This is a genomic window from Paenibacillus sp. J22R232, assembly GCF_056269165.1.
The window spans coordinates 880,099-893,606 of the sequence record NZ_JBWDNK010000001.1 but is presented as its reverse complement, the minus strand read 5'-3'; the positions used below and the strand labels follow the sequence as shown (position 1 = coordinate 893,606).

10 protein-coding genes are annotated in these 13,508 nt (G+C 48.1%); 6 read left to right on the top strand and 4 right to left on the bottom strand.

Annotation, left to right across the window (positions count from 1 at the left end):
* Positions 1–52 precede the first annotated feature (52 nt).
* On the bottom strand, positions 53–943 hold the full coding sequence (locus tag AC0YN3_RS04165; protein WP_475773828.1) for a pentapeptide repeat-containing protein: 891 nt from the start codon (positions 941–943) through the stop codon (positions 53–55).
* 250 nt (positions 944–1,193) lie between these two features.
* On the opposite strand from AC0YN3_RS04165, the gene AC0YN3_RS04160 reads away from it, so the two are divergent.
* A complete protein-coding gene (locus AC0YN3_RS04160; RefSeq protein WP_475773827.1) occupies positions 1,194–2,240 on the top strand; it encodes a zinc-dependent alcohol dehydrogenase in 1,047 nt (348 codons plus the stop codon).
* On the opposite strand, the gene AC0YN3_RS04155 is transcribed toward AC0YN3_RS04160, so the two are convergent.
* Both AC0YN3_RS04155 and AC0YN3_RS04150 read right to left on the bottom strand, forming a co-directional pair.
* On the bottom strand, positions 2,227–3,627 hold the full coding sequence (locus tag AC0YN3_RS04155) for an extracellular solute-binding protein (RefSeq protein ID WP_475773826.1): 1,401 nt from the start codon (positions 3,625–3,627) through the stop codon (positions 2,227–2,229). The genes AC0YN3_RS04160 and AC0YN3_RS04155 overlap by 14 nt on opposite strands.
* Positions 3,628–3,719: 92 nt before the next feature.
* A complete protein-coding gene (locus tag AC0YN3_RS04150; protein ID WP_475773825.1) occupies positions 3,720–4,322 on the bottom strand; it encodes a TetR/AcrR family transcriptional regulator in 603 nt (200 codons plus the stop codon).
* A 218-nt stretch (positions 4,323–4,540) separates the two neighbouring features.
* On the opposite strand from AC0YN3_RS04150, the gene AC0YN3_RS04145 reads away from it, so the two are divergent.
* Positions 4,541–5,299 carry an SDR family oxidoreductase gene (locus AC0YN3_RS04145; protein ID WP_475773824.1) on the top strand — a complete coding sequence of 253 codons (759 nt, stop codon included), beginning with the start codon at positions 4,541–4,543 and terminating at the stop codon, positions 5,297–5,299.
* Between the two features lie 268 nt (positions 5,300–5,567).
* Here AC0YN3_RS04145 and AC0YN3_RS04140 read toward each other — a convergent pair whose 3' ends face one another.
* A complete protein-coding gene (locus tag AC0YN3_RS04140) occupies positions 5,568–6,710 on the bottom strand; it encodes a family 8 glycosyl hydrolase (protein ID WP_475774286.1) in 1,143 nt (380 codons plus the stop codon).
* 199 nt (positions 6,711–6,909) lie between these two features.
* Here AC0YN3_RS04140 and cdaS point away from each other — a divergent pair, with 199 nt between their 5' ends.
* The 4 genes from cdaS (at position 6,910) to AC0YN3_RS04120 (ending at position 13,472) form a co-directional block, all read left to right on the top strand.
* Positions 6,910–7,548, top strand: coding sequence for a sporulation-specific diadenylate cyclase CdaS (gene cdaS, locus AC0YN3_RS04135; protein WP_475773823.1), 639 nt, complete (start codon positions 6,910–6,912; stop codon positions 7,546–7,548).
* Positions 7,549–7,808: 260 nt separating this feature from the next.
* Entirely contained in the window at positions 7,809–8,465 is a 657-nt protein-coding gene (locus AC0YN3_RS04130) for a FusB/FusC family EF-G-binding protein (RefSeq protein WP_475773822.1), read from the top strand.
* 191 nt (positions 8,466–8,656) lie between these two features.
* Complete coding sequence (locus AC0YN3_RS04125; protein ID WP_475773821.1) at positions 8,657–9,208, top strand: C1q-like domain-containing protein; 552 nt, start codon at positions 8,657–8,659, stop codon at positions 9,206–9,208.
* A gap of 376 nt (positions 9,209–9,584) precedes the next feature.
* Positions 9,585–13,472, top strand: a complete 3,888-nt coding sequence (locus AC0YN3_RS04120) for a discoidin domain-containing protein (RefSeq protein WP_475773820.1) — start codon at positions 9,585–9,587, stop codon at positions 13,470–13,472.
* The last annotated feature ends 36 nt before the right edge of the window (positions 13,473–13,508 follow it).

Here is a 13,508-nt window from a genome sequence, read left to right as displayed (position 1 = left end):
CATGCAAAAGACTGAAGCCAACATGGGCTTCAGTCTTTTTTTCGTTGAAAACCTAATTGGCCCAGTGCGCAGGGCGGTGCAGCGACGGCGGCAGCTTGGTACGCGAGTCGCCTTTTGCCGCATTAAGCTGAACCTGCGTTAAAAAAAGACTATCCGTTAAATCAGCGCCACTGATGTCTGTATCGCGGAAATCAGCACCGATCAGGTCAGCCGAGCGTAAGTCGGCATCTCTTAAGTCTGCCGCGATGAGGTAAGCGCCTCTTAGGTTGGCTCCAAGCAGGCACGCTCCTCTAAGCTTCGCACCCATAAGATCAGCACCGCGACCATATTTCTTTTGAGACTTCTTCGATTTCCGAGTTTGCCCGCTGGCAGCACGAGTCCGGACAAGCTCACTCGCACGAGCCCGGACAAGCTCACTCGTTTGAAGAAGCAGTGCATTCACTATTGCGCGGTGAGCGGGAATCTCCAGTTTAATCAGTTCATCTGCATGCAGAAGCGTAAGTCGCTCCGTTTCATCATAGGCTTGCTTTAGATCATGCCGGATGGAATGAGCCGCTTCGACTCTCATTGCTTCAGTTAAGTACCACAGAAGCTCTTGCAGCTCCCACATGATAGGAAAGACCGCGAACATTTGCTGCGCGTGATCCGGAGACTGTCGCCAGTGCTTGCCCCCGAACGTATGATTGGAAACTTTCTGTCCAGCACCGAAACAATCATAAACGGTGCACCCCCGAAAACCTTTTTTTCTCAAAGTATCATGAATGCCACAGCGAAAGTCCGCCTGCAGATTGCTGCACGGCTGACCCGCACGTTTATCTATGGCAAAGTCTACAGAAGCTGAAAAGGGTAGAGAAACACAGCATAATCCGAAGCAATTCTCGCAATCTCCCTGTAGGAGATTATCGTTCCTCGAGACCTTCCTAGTTGATGGATTGTCAGTCAATATGCTACCTCCAGTAATATCGTGACCATATGGTTCCTTGAGAGACTACCCATGATCGAGAATGAAAATGAAAGAATAATCCGTCCTTCTATCATATTATGCGCCAAATAACCCGTCAATCCGCTAGAGGTGCGAGTTCATGCGCAGAACATGTGGATAAAAAAGTTTGACAGTTCAAGCACAAGCGAATACGATGAAGTTATGATCCAGATATGAACCAATAAACTACTACGGAAAGCAGGAATACGAAATGAAGGTCGATCGCATGAAAGCAGTGGTTTCAATGGATGGAAAAATAGAAATCATGAACCAGGAATTGCCGCTCCTTGAAGCAGGCATGGTATTAATCGAAACCAGTTGTTCAGCGATTAGCTCAGGTACCGAGCTTCTATTAAAAAACAAAAAGACTGAATATCCGATTCCGCTTGGTTACAGCGCGATGGGGTATGTTAGGGAAATAGGGGAGGGAGTAACGCATGTTCGAGTGGGGCAGCGCGCAGCTTGCTACGGCTCACCATATGTGAAGCATGCGGAATGGCTGGCGGTACCGAAGCATCTGGTCGTCCCGCTCCCCGATGAATGCCGATCATCGGATGCGGCCTTTATCGGAATTGGCGCGATCGCCATTCATGCGCTGCGCCAATCAGACCTTCGCTTCGGGGAATCCGTAGTCGTTGTTGGCTTAGGCATTCTCGGGCAAATCGCCGGGCGAATTGCTGAAGCTTCCGGTTACCGGCTTATCGGCTTCGATCTTCTGAAAGAGCGCTGCAGCAATCTCTCGGGGGCAGGCGTCGAGCATGTGTACAGCGAAGAAGACAAGGTTCAGAAAGCCATAGACGAGATGACGCAGCAGCATGGGGCTGATGCCGTCATCATCTGCGCGAACGGCGCCAACCCCGGCATCATTAATCAAGCGCTGCGCTGGATTCGAGACCGAGGCAAGGTTATCATAGTCGGTGATGTCGGCATGAGCTTTGACCGGGAGCTGATGTTCGGCAAGGAAGCCGAAATCCTCATTTCGCGTGCGGGCGGCCCGGGTAGATACGACAACAGCTACGAACGTGAGGGAGCAGATTATCCGATTGGATACATAAGGTGGACGGAAGGACGGAATATGGCTGAATTCATCCGTCTGCTGTCGGAAAAACGTATTTCCATAGAAACGCTCATCACGCATGAGATGAGCTTATCCTCATTATCGGAGGCTTATGAGCTGCTCCGTGAATCGCCTCGCACGGTGCTCGGCGTCCTTGTTCATTATGAAAAGGGTTCGGGAGCCGAAGCTATTCCAAGCTGACCGCTTTAGCTTCGATTTCTTGCTCCAGCTTGCGGAAGGCCGAATCGAAATCCTCAAGCCGCGCCCAGTATAGCTTGAAGTTGCGTTTGATGATTTCCAGCTCGGATAACGTAATGTTCATGTCTGAGTAGCTTTGGAAGGTAGGGATAATATCCCTGTACATGTGAAAGCGGGAAGGCCTGTTCAGCAGCTCATTGCCCGTCCACTCAGCCACCGGTTTGCTGCTTGGAATGCTGAGAGAATGCTGGCGAATATGCTGCTGCGCTTCGTTCGATACCAAATAGTGAAGCAGCGTATGCGCTGCTTCTTTATTGTTGCTGGATCGATTAATCGACAGACCTATCGTCAGCAATTGCGTTCTCGCTTCCTCCAAATAGGGCAAGGGGGCCAAATCATATTCGAATTCTGCATGGCGCAGGTGGTTCAAGCTATAATAGCTCGTTATGATCATAGAAGCCTTCTGCTGCAGGAAAAACAACTGGCTATCCGAATCATTCTCCGACATATACGGAATTTCCGGATTCAAACCTTCAAAGAGACGCAAGCTCATTTGCATCGCGGCACGGAACCGCTCGTTGTCCACGATAAGCTTTCCTTCCGGGCTGCGATCGAATTCGACTTTATTTTGCAGCAGGAACAACGGCCAACGATTATTGGATTGCAGATGAAAACATAAGCCCATCCGCTCATGTTTAATCGTTAATGCTTTTGCGGCTGTTTGCACATCGGACCAGTGCCAGCTGCTGTCCGGCTCTGGCATGTTTTTTTCCGCGAAATGTTGTTTGTTATAACATAAGACGATCGGAGAGAATGTCAACGGTTGCACATATACGTGATTTTCTTGAATAAAAGACTGCAATAGGAACGGATACGTATCCGCATTCGGCTGAAGCGGTTCCAGCATGCCAGGCAAAGCTCCTTGATCCACAGCAACGCCGAAATGATGCGTGTTTAAGGTAATAAGATCCAGCTCGTCGCGTTCCATCGCTTCCTGCGGGTTCGCAGCGAGCAACGACTCGGAGATCGGAACCATTTTAACCTCGATGTGAGGAAAGCGCTCCCTAAATAGCGCAATCAGCTGCGATAGATTAACCTCCAGCATAAGCGTAGGATAATATCCGAACTTAAGCGTCATTCCGCTGCTAGCCCCTATTCCGACAACTCTGGTGCCGATTCTGGGCACCTTCTCAATCATTTCCAGTTCAAGCAGCTTATCAAGGCCTTTGCGCACCGAATTTTTGCTTAGCTGGTATTGTTCCACGAGGGCGAGCTCCGAAGGCAAGAAGTCGCCGGGCTGAAGCTTCCCGTTAATGATGTCGGCGCTCAGTGCCGTAATCATATCCTCCAGCCTGCTGCGAAAGGTCGATCGTTTAGGTTTTCCCGTCATTCCTTGTATCCTCCAACATGCGTTAATAAGTAAAGTGGTATAGATCTGGTCTATATAAATGTGCAAATATGGTGCATATCCATTTGGTTCCCTTAGCGGTTTAATCGAATCGCTGTTTTGGCTGAGGTCGGGCGCCAATTGATCATTTTTACCAATTGCTCCTGCATATAAGCCGAAGAATGTTTGTAATCACTTTCTACCCAATAAAAGACAAGCCCGACTAAAGCATGGATGGAATAAATGGCATGAAGCTCGCTATCAATGCCGTTATCATATTGTATCAATTCTTCCTGCGTAATTTTTTTCAAAGCTGTAAACATTTTTTCTCTAATATTCGATAACACGTCGCTTTTGAAAAGAATGGAATAAACGGATGCATGTTGATAGATATGGTCAAAAATCATGACTGATTTCGCAGGCAGCTCATCAATCCGGAACAGCTCGACGTTCTCGTATGGAGCCCGAAAGGAACGAAGCAAATCCTGAATGAGCCCGGAGATGATCTCGTCAAGCAACGCTTCTTTGCTCTCATAGTTCGAATAGAACGTACCTCTATTATAATTCGCATATTCCACAATTTCCGTAATCGAAATGGAAGTGAATGGTTTTTTCGACATCAATGCCAGCAGCGCTTCTTTTAAAGCTTCCCTGCTTCGTATGATTCGCCGATCTATTTTTTTATTATTTTCGGTCAACCGGATCACTTCCTGTCCCACGTTTTCGAACAAAATCCGTCACTTTGTATAGTAGATAACAAATACGTATTTTTTGCTGATTGTTTAACGATTCCGTATTTGATTATACTCGAAGTAACAGCTGTTAGCTAATGAACAACTGTCGGTTTCTATTGCTCGGAACGGTTGAATGGATGATTAGACCTAATATCCTAGACAAAAATATGGAGGCTTCTAACATGAGATTGAATGGAAAAGTAGCAGTCATTACGGGTGCGGCATCAGGTATGGGCAAAGCCATTGCGGAGCTGTTCGCGGCAGAAGGCGCCTCTGTGGTCGTTTCAGACCTTCAAGCCGAATCGGCGCAATCGGTCGTTGCGGCAATTGAAGCAAATGGCGGGAAAGCCATTGCCGTTGCTTGCAACGTTGCAAAGGAAGAGGATGTCCAGCGTCTCATAGACACAGCCGTGGAAAAGCTTGGAACGGTTGATATTCTGGTAAACAATGCGGGAATTATGGATAACTTCGTCCCTGCGGGAGAGTTGACAGATGAGCTCTGGGAGCGTGTCTTTGCCATTAATACGACGGGTCCGATGAGAACAACACGTAAAGTTCTGCCGATTTTCACGGAAAGAAAAAGCGGCGTCATCGTTAATATTGCATCCGCAGGCGGCCTGCAAGGCTCTAGGGCCGGAGCTGCCTATACAGCTGCCAAGCATGCGATCGTAGGGTTCACCAAAAATGTCGGCTTTCAATACGCTCCGCTCGGCATTCGATGCAATGCAATTGCTCCAGGCGGCGTGAAAACGAATATCGGTAGTTCTATGCAAACCCCCAATGCGTTCGGGATGGAAAGAGCAATGATCGGAATGGGCATTAATCCGCGGGTCGGTGAACCGGAAGAAATCGCTAAAGTGGCATTATTCCTTGCTTCGGATGAAGCTAGCTTCGTTAACGGCACTGTCGTTGCTGCTGATGCAGGCTGGATGGCTTACTAACCTACTTTCTCTTCGTACAGCGTCAGTCGATGCAATCGACTGGCGTATTTTGTGTTTCCGGCTATTCCGAATATCAATGTGATCGTCGTCCAGTTCACTGGTACAATTAGGTGGGAATTGGCATCAGAGGAGGTAGCGTCGCTTAGCCGCGAGCAGAAGGGCATAAGCGACGACCTCATTCATCTCTCGAATAGGATTGACCTTGTATCACAAGAGCTTAATTAAGGCATGAGCTGAAGTAAAGCATATCCCGTTTCAAAATGCAGCGTTATTTAGGCATCCAGATTCTGAAATTCCCGCTTAAGGCAAGCATCGCAAATAAATATAAACAATTATCGTAGTATCTTCGCTCTCCCGTTCGGAGCGGAGTCTGCCACAGCATATCGACCATTGCTTTGGCATTAGGCCCATCGGCTGCAGCAAGAGAAGCCATTGCGTTTGTTGCCAATAAACCTACCGGATGCAAAGATTTCTCTTCAAATGGCTCACCAGCAATCGTGTAGCGACGATAGTCGGAGGGAGCAATGCCAGCAAAAAAAGCTTGTATCCGATTTGCTTCCTCTCGCTGCCACTCATCCACGCCAAACCACTCCGTATCAAGTCCAATGTTAGCAGCAACACGATAGGAGTCACTGAAAAAGTGACCGTATCCGCGTTCATTGTTCGGCTTACCGTCATAATAGGCATATTCCGGTGCCAGTCCCGTTGCTTGATGGCATGACAGCTGTAAATAATTCCGGCTAGCTTCTGCAGCTTTTTCCCAAAAATCACGGTCTTCCGGGTTCGCCCAAAGCGCAAATAACTCATAAAAATGCGGCAAGTGGTAGGACGGATCAGAAAAATCGCAATTGGGTATGAATTTGATTAAGTGGTTGCTCGGCTCCCACATAGGCAATCCATCATTATTTTCCCCCTTATGGATACAGGCATGTAGGAGGTTCTTCGCTTGGATGCTGTAGTCAAATGGAGCGTGTTCATCACCCCAGCGATGTGATGCAAAGAAAAGGGCAAGCGCAAAATACTCCTCGCCGTCAGGCGCAGGCCCGTTAGACCGCCTTGTTCCGTCGATCTCGCATGACCACGCGAAATACCCCGCATTGTCGCCATTGTGCATATACATGTAAGTCTTGGTCCATCTCCAGATACGATCGAAAATATCTTTGCGGCCCATCTGTACAGCCATCATCATTCCATAAGACATGCCTTCGGTTCGTACGTCAAGGTTCCCCGTATCGAGCAGATATCCCATGTCTTCGCCTGCTTCATAATAAATCCTTGTATCTTCATCTCCTTCGAATAGTTTCTCCCATGTATCCTTCACGCGTTTTTTAATTTCTTCATTCTGATAACCGTACTGTTCGAACAAATTTCGGTAGTTACCCGTATAATAAGCCCCGGTTCCTAAAGCCATCATAATCACCAATCCCTTCAAGCTTCTTCGAATACCATTCAAACATTACCTTGTGGCAAGCCGTATGCCAACCCGACAATCTATATGCTTTTCTTTCGAAAATATAGGATTTGGTTTAACCGTTGGATACGCTTGTATAGGAAAGCCGGCGTTGGCAGAGATTAGAACTATGACTTTTACAAGAATTGGGGGATATGCGTTGAATCAGCTCATTTGCGACGAATCGCCAATGAAAGAACTGCTGAAGCAGCAGCTATCTGAAATATCAGCTGCGCTTCATCATAGCTTGACGCTTATAGATGATGATAACCATTGCTTATTAAGTGATTTTGAAGAGATCCGGGAATCCTTCAAACAAGCAGAAAGCATCGCTGCTTCCTTTTACTTGAGATGCTATTTATCCGCGTTCTCGATTGATTACACAGCTATTTCCTTAACCATACAGCACTTGTCCACTAGGAGACACGGCGCCTTAATCATGATTCAGAGAAAGGAGCCTCTGCAGGCCTATATCCATTCCGGTATCGCGATTGGCGCGCAGCTCAGCCACTCCTTGTTGGAATCTATCTTTTATCCCGGAAATCCACTCCACGACGGAGCCGTTCTGATCATTGAGAACCAAATCGTCTCGGCAGCCAATGTGCTTCCCGTGTCGACGGTTAGCGTTGATGACAAAAAGCTCGGTACGCGGCATCGAGCAGCGATTGGCTTGTCGGAACAGACCGATGCGCTCGTTATCGTCATTTCAGAGGAGAGCGGGCAATCTTCCTTCGCGTACAAGGGCAGCTTGTATCCGGTAAGCTTCACCATGGCTAGGGGACTTCTAACGAAAAGCTGAGCTTATCTCCAGTTGAGCGGTGATTAAGTATGCGAAGTTGCGGATGCAGCGGAATACCATCTATAATGGTGAAGTAGAGGAGGCGATAGAAATGGCAAATCATATTGCCGGAATAATACGCTGCTCATGCAAAGCCTAATATAGGGCGATACTTTGCATGGGGCCTGACTGAATGAAAGTCGCCCGTTAAACGCTAATATCGTTTCTAATAATGGCTTTGCACCTTATATTTCTGAATATAAATAAGGGGCTGAGAAGCAATGATTCAACCATTTATTAGAAACCATCAATTCAATGTAGTGAAAAAACAAACAAATCTGCTGCAAACGGCCTGCAACACCGTATCTGACCCACGGGTAGTAGACGCGGTACGTTCCAGCACGGTTGCCAAAATCATAGAAGCCTTCCCTGATGCGACGGAGCTTGCGCTGCAAAGCTTAACAAAGCTGTCAGCGTTAAAAAAGACGGAAGAATTCCAGCATTTCTTGCATGAATTAGAACCACAAATGACGGAATGGACCCCCGTTACGGTTGCACAGATTAAGAAGCTGTTTCCAAAAGTGAAAAAGCTGAAGCTGCCTGATTTAGCGGCTTATGATTATCGTTATATGACTTATATGGGCTGGACCGATGTCGCAGCAAACCGAATGTTTCTGTTATATCGCCAAGATGAACAGCTCATTGGGATTGAGGGTAAGATGACCCCCGTACAAAAGAAAGGCGTTTGTTTCTTATGCAATCGCCATGCAGAGGTAGCCTTATTCTCGGCAGTAACGAAGTTCAGGCCAGCTAACGCTTCGCCCGATTACTACAAAGCCATAGGCAACTATATGTGTGTGAGCAGCGAAGCTTGCAACAGCCATATTGCCGATGTAACCGCCTTGGAGAAATTTATCGGGGCAGTGTTGGGCAAATAAGCAAACTTTAACCGCAATCATAAAGTGGTCATAAAGTAATCACAGAAAGGCTTGTCCTCTTGCAATGGTGCTTGCGCCAAGCAGGGGGCAAGCCTTTTTCATATCGGTTAGGCCATTTGCGTATCTATTAGAATGTTCCATCCATATGATATGGAAAAACGATTGCTAGGAAATATCAAGGAGGAACAAGAATGGCGTTTAAAAGCATACGGCTTGAGAAACAAGTCTGCTCCAAAATTGTACTTAAAAAAACCGTGTTCAAAAAGCCAGCCTGTAAAAAAGCCATTCGCAGAAAGCCTGTATGCAAAAGAATGGCCGCTAAGCTTCCCAAAATACGAAAATCAGCTTTCCATGCAATAGCAGGCAGCGATCAATCGATCATGGAAGCGATATTCACAAAGGTTAGATATCAGGCAGAGTTGTTGGACCTAAACAATGAATACAATGCCTCGACATCAACCTTTCAGCCGAAGCAAAACGGAATCTATACGCTTCAAGCAAGCATTTTGTTTGAAGCGATGACGCTAACCGCAATTACCTTGAACCTAGAAGTCCGAATAAATGGCATACCGCGGATATCAGATCAAGAAAGCTTCACTTCTCGGACAGGAATAATCGATGCTTCTGGTATCGTGCAGTTGAAAACATATGATCACGTCGAGGTATTCGCCAGAACTATCGGTGAGAGCGGGGATATACGAAGCGGACTGGCATCGCGGTTTGAAGGCGCCAGAATAAGTTGATGCATCTGCCCTTGCCTGGATTTGAGACGGATTATAATCTGCGAATCCTACCATTTGATAGAGCCCATCCGCATGCTAAAGAACTCGTGCACGTTACGGGTTCTTTTTTTGAGCCTTTAGACGCTGGTATTCCCAATAACTTGGAATTGCATACAGTTTCCGTAAGAATACATCTTATGGCTCCCCCTCATCGCTCTCTATAATGAGGATGTGTGACAGAAAGGAGGGAGTATCCGCTATGTCGTAGATTTTCGAAAGAAGAGCGTGCAAATCAAGCAACTCCTGCAGCGCTGCTGTTTTACTATTTGAAAACGCTGCCATATCTGGTTTAAGTGCTCGTTTTTTTTGTTTCAACACATTATTAAGGAGGCATATAATGAACAACAAGTATGTTGCATGGCCGCTAATTCTAACGATGCTGCTATCAAGCTTTATTCTCGCTGCCGGTCCGTTCGACCCCGTATCCGCGGCAGGAGGACCGAACCTAACGCTTGGCAAAAACATCACGGCTAGCGGCCAATCCCAAACATATAGTCCGAATAATATCAAGGACAGCAATCAAGCTACTTACTGGGAAAGTACGAACCAAGCCTTCCCGCAATGGATTCAGGTTGATTTAGGCGTTTCTACGAGCATTGACCAGATCGTTCTCAAAATACCCGCGGACTGGGGTGCCCGGACACAAACACTGGCTATCGTAGGCAGCACGAACGGGACATCTTTTACGAATATCGTTGGCTCGACAGCTTATGCTTTTAATCCTACCGCCGGGAATAACTCCGTAACGATCAACTTTTCGGCCACGAGCACGCGTTACTTGCGCCTTGAAGTAACCGGCAATACCGGTTGGCCTGCAGCGCAAATTTCTGAAATTGAGATCTATGGCAGCGCTGGTCCTACGCCAACGCCAACAGCCACGCCAACGCCTACCGGTACGTATCAGGCTGAATCAGCTGCGCTTTCCGGCGGGGCAAAAATCAATACAGACCATATCGGATATTCCGGAACCGGCTTCGTAGATGGTTACTGGACGCAAGGTGCTGCGACTACCTTTACGGTAAATGCAGCAGCTGCCGGCAATCGAAATGTAACATTGACCTACGCAAATGCAAGCGGCAGCTCCAAATCCATCAGCATTTACGTCAATGGCGTGAAAATACGGCAATCTACGCTCCCAAGCCTTGCCAACTGGGATACTTGGGGGACTAGCGTAGAATTGCTTCAATTAAACGCCGGCACCAACACCATCGCTTACAAATATGATGCTGGAGATTCCGGGAATATTAATATCGATCAAATCACCGTGGCATCTACGACAACCCCTACACCTACGCCAACCCCACAGATAACGCCTACGCCTACTGCATCACCAGTACCTACATCAACGCCAACACCGACGCCAACGCTTACTCCTACGCCAACGGTCTCGCCAACTGCGACTCCGTCGGCGCCTCCAGGCGGCAACCTTGCAATCGGCAAACCGATTATCGCTGCCTCGAGTACACAATCCTTTATTGCCGCTAACGCAAACGACAATGATGCAGCTACCTACTGGGAAGGCGGCAGCTCAAGCATTCTGACACTTGATCTCGGAGCGAATCATAACATTACCTCCATTGTGTTGAAGCTGAATCCTTCATCCGCTTGGAGTACGCGCACACAAACGATTCAAGTGCTAGGGTCTAATCAGAACACAACGACCTTCAGCAGTCTGGCAGCGGCACAATCGTATACGTTCAACCCAGCCACTCAGAATACGGTAACGATTCCGATTACGGCCACGGTTAAACGCCTACAGCTTAACATTTCTGCCAACACGGGCGCTGCCGGAGGACAGATCGCTGAATTCCAAGTATTCGGTTCGCCTGCACCAAACCCTGATTTAGTCATAACCGATGTAGCATGGTTACCGGCATCGCCGATTGAAACAAGCGCCATCGTTCTGAACGCCACCGTTAAAAACATAGGCAACGCAAGCTCGGCAGCTACTACAGTCAACTTTTATCTGAATAATTCGCTTGCCGGAACTGCTTCTGTCGGATTGCTGGCAGCAGGCGCTGAGGCAACGGTATCCTTTAATGCCGGAACGAAGGCAGCTGCAGCATATTCCGTCAATGCCAAAGTAGATGAGAGCAATGCCGTTATTGAACAAAATGATTCCAACAACAGCTTTACAGCTTCTTCTTCGCTTCAGGTTGCGCCTGTTGCAAGCTCCGACCTGATCGGAACGGTTTCATGGACGCCTAGCAATCCAGTCGCGAGTAATGCGGTTACCTTCAACGTTAACCTTAAAAACCAAGGGAATATCGCTTCGGGAAGCGGTGCCCATGGCGTTACGGTCGTTCTGAAAAATGCCGCCGGCACAACGATTCAAACCTATAACGGCGCTTTCACCGGAACTTTAGCGGCTGGCGCATCAGTCAATGTCGCTATTCCAGGGACGTGGACAGCCGTTACAGGCAACTACAGCGTAACGACAACCGTTGCTTTCGATACGAACGAGCTAGCGATTAAGCAGACGAATAACGCGAGCTCAGCCAATCTTGTCGTTTACTCCGCACGCGGAGCAAGCATGCCGTACAGCAGATACGACACGGATGATGCAACCAGAGGAGGCGGTGCCAGCCTGCAAGCCGCACCAACCTTCGATCAGACGCTGACAGCTTCCGAAGCTTCCGGACAGCGCTACGTTGCGCTGCCTTCCGATGGATCATACCTGCAATGGACAGTAAGGCAGGGTGAAGGCGGAGCAGGCGTAACCATGCGATTCACGATGCCTGATTCTGCTGACGGCATGGGGCTGAGCGGTTCGCTGGACGTTTACGTAAACGGAGTCAAAGCGAAAACCATTCCGCTCACTTCCTATTATAATTGGCAATATTTCTCAAGCGATCAGCCTGCGGATACGCCGGCCGGCGGTCGACCGTTATTCCGCTTTGATGAAGTGCATTGGAAATTGGATTCCGCGTTGCAGCCAGGCGATACGATTCGCATACAGAAAAGCAATGCGGATAGCTTGGAATACGGCGTGGATTTCCTTGAGATCGAGCCTGTTCCTGCTGCCATAGCAAAACCAGCGAACGCGGTGTCCGTAACCGAATACGGCGCAGTAGCGAACGATGGCTTGGACGATCTTGCTGCCTTTGAAGCAACGGTAACTGCCGCTGTTGCAACCGGAAAAACGCTTTACATCCCAGAAGGGACCTTCCATATCGGGAATATGTGGAAAATCGGATCTGTCAGCAACATGATTGATGATATTACCATTGCTGGCGCGGGTATCTGGCATACCAATATTCAGTTTACCAATCCAAACTCAGCTTCCGGAGGCATCTCGTTCAGAGTGGAGGGCAAGCTTGATTTCAGCAATATCTACATGAATTCAAAGCTGCGCTCACGCTATCATGAGGGTGCCATCTACAAAGGATTTATGGACAATTTCGGTAAAAACTCAAAGGTTCACAATGTGTGGGTTGAGCATTTCGAATGCGGTTTCTGGGTAGGGGACTATGCGCATACGCCTGCCATTTATGCGGATGGCCTCGTTATCGAGAATAGCCGTATTCGCAATAACCTTGCCGACGGCGTCAATTTCGCTCAGGGAACGAGTAATTCGACCGTACGCAATAGCAGCGTACGCAATAACGGAGACGATGGTCTGGCCGTATGGACGAGTAACGTCAACGGTGCGACAGCAGGCGTAAACAATACCTTCTCGTTCAACACCATCGAGAATAACTGGCGTGCGGCTGCAATTGCGTTTTTCGGCGGAGGCGGGCATAAGGCTACTCACAACATCATAATCGACACGGTTGGCGGTTCTGGCATAAGAATGAACACGGTGTTCCCGGGCTACCACTTCCAGAACAATACCGGAATTGTTTTCTCGGATACCACCATTATTAACAGCGGTACCAGCAGAGATCTCTACAACGGCGAGCGCGGTGCGATTGACTTGGAAGCCTCCAATGATTCCATCAAAAATGTGACCTTCACCAATATCGACATTATCAATACCCAGCGAAGCGCCATCCAATTCGGTTACGGCGGAGGATTTGAAAACATCGTGTTCAACAACATTAATATTAACGGTACTGGCAAAGACGGCATCTTAACCTCACGATTCACTTCACCGCATCCTGGCGCCGCAATTTACACCTATACGGGTAATGGCTCCGCGACATTCAACAATTTAACGACCAGTAATATTGCCCACCCGAATATCAATTACATTCAGAATGGGTTTGGACTGGTTATTCAATAATGATAGGGGGAGGGGCGTTCAAGAAGCTCCTCCTCT

Excerpts from the sequence above, each read along its gene's own strand:
- AC0YN3_RS04140 (WP_475774286.1), bottom strand. The coding sequence starts at position 6,710 with ATGGCTTTAGGAACCGGGGCTTATTATACGGGTAACTACCGAAATTTG.
- AC0YN3_RS04155 (WP_475773826.1), bottom strand. The coding sequence starts at position 3,627 with ATGACGGGAAAACCTAAACGATCGACCTTTCGCAGCAGGCTGGAGGAT.
- AC0YN3_RS04120 (WP_475773820.1), top strand. The coding sequence starts at position 9,585 with ATGAACAACAAGTATGTTGCATGGCCGCTAATTCTAACGATGCTGCTA.
- AC0YN3_RS04130 (WP_475773822.1), top strand. The coding sequence starts at position 7,809 with ATGATTCAACCATTTATTAGAAACCATCAATTCAATGTAGTGAAAAAA.
- AC0YN3_RS04145 (WP_475773824.1), top strand. The coding sequence starts at position 4,541 with ATGAGATTGAATGGAAAAGTAGCAGTCATTACGGGTGCGGCATCAGGT.
- AC0YN3_RS04125 (WP_475773821.1), top strand. The coding sequence starts at position 8,657 with ATGGCGTTTAAAAGCATACGGCTTGAGAAACAAGTCTGCTCCAAAATT.
- AC0YN3_RS04160 (WP_475773827.1), top strand. The coding sequence starts at position 1,194 with ATGAAGGTCGATCGCATGAAAGCAGTGGTTTCAATGGATGGAAAAATA.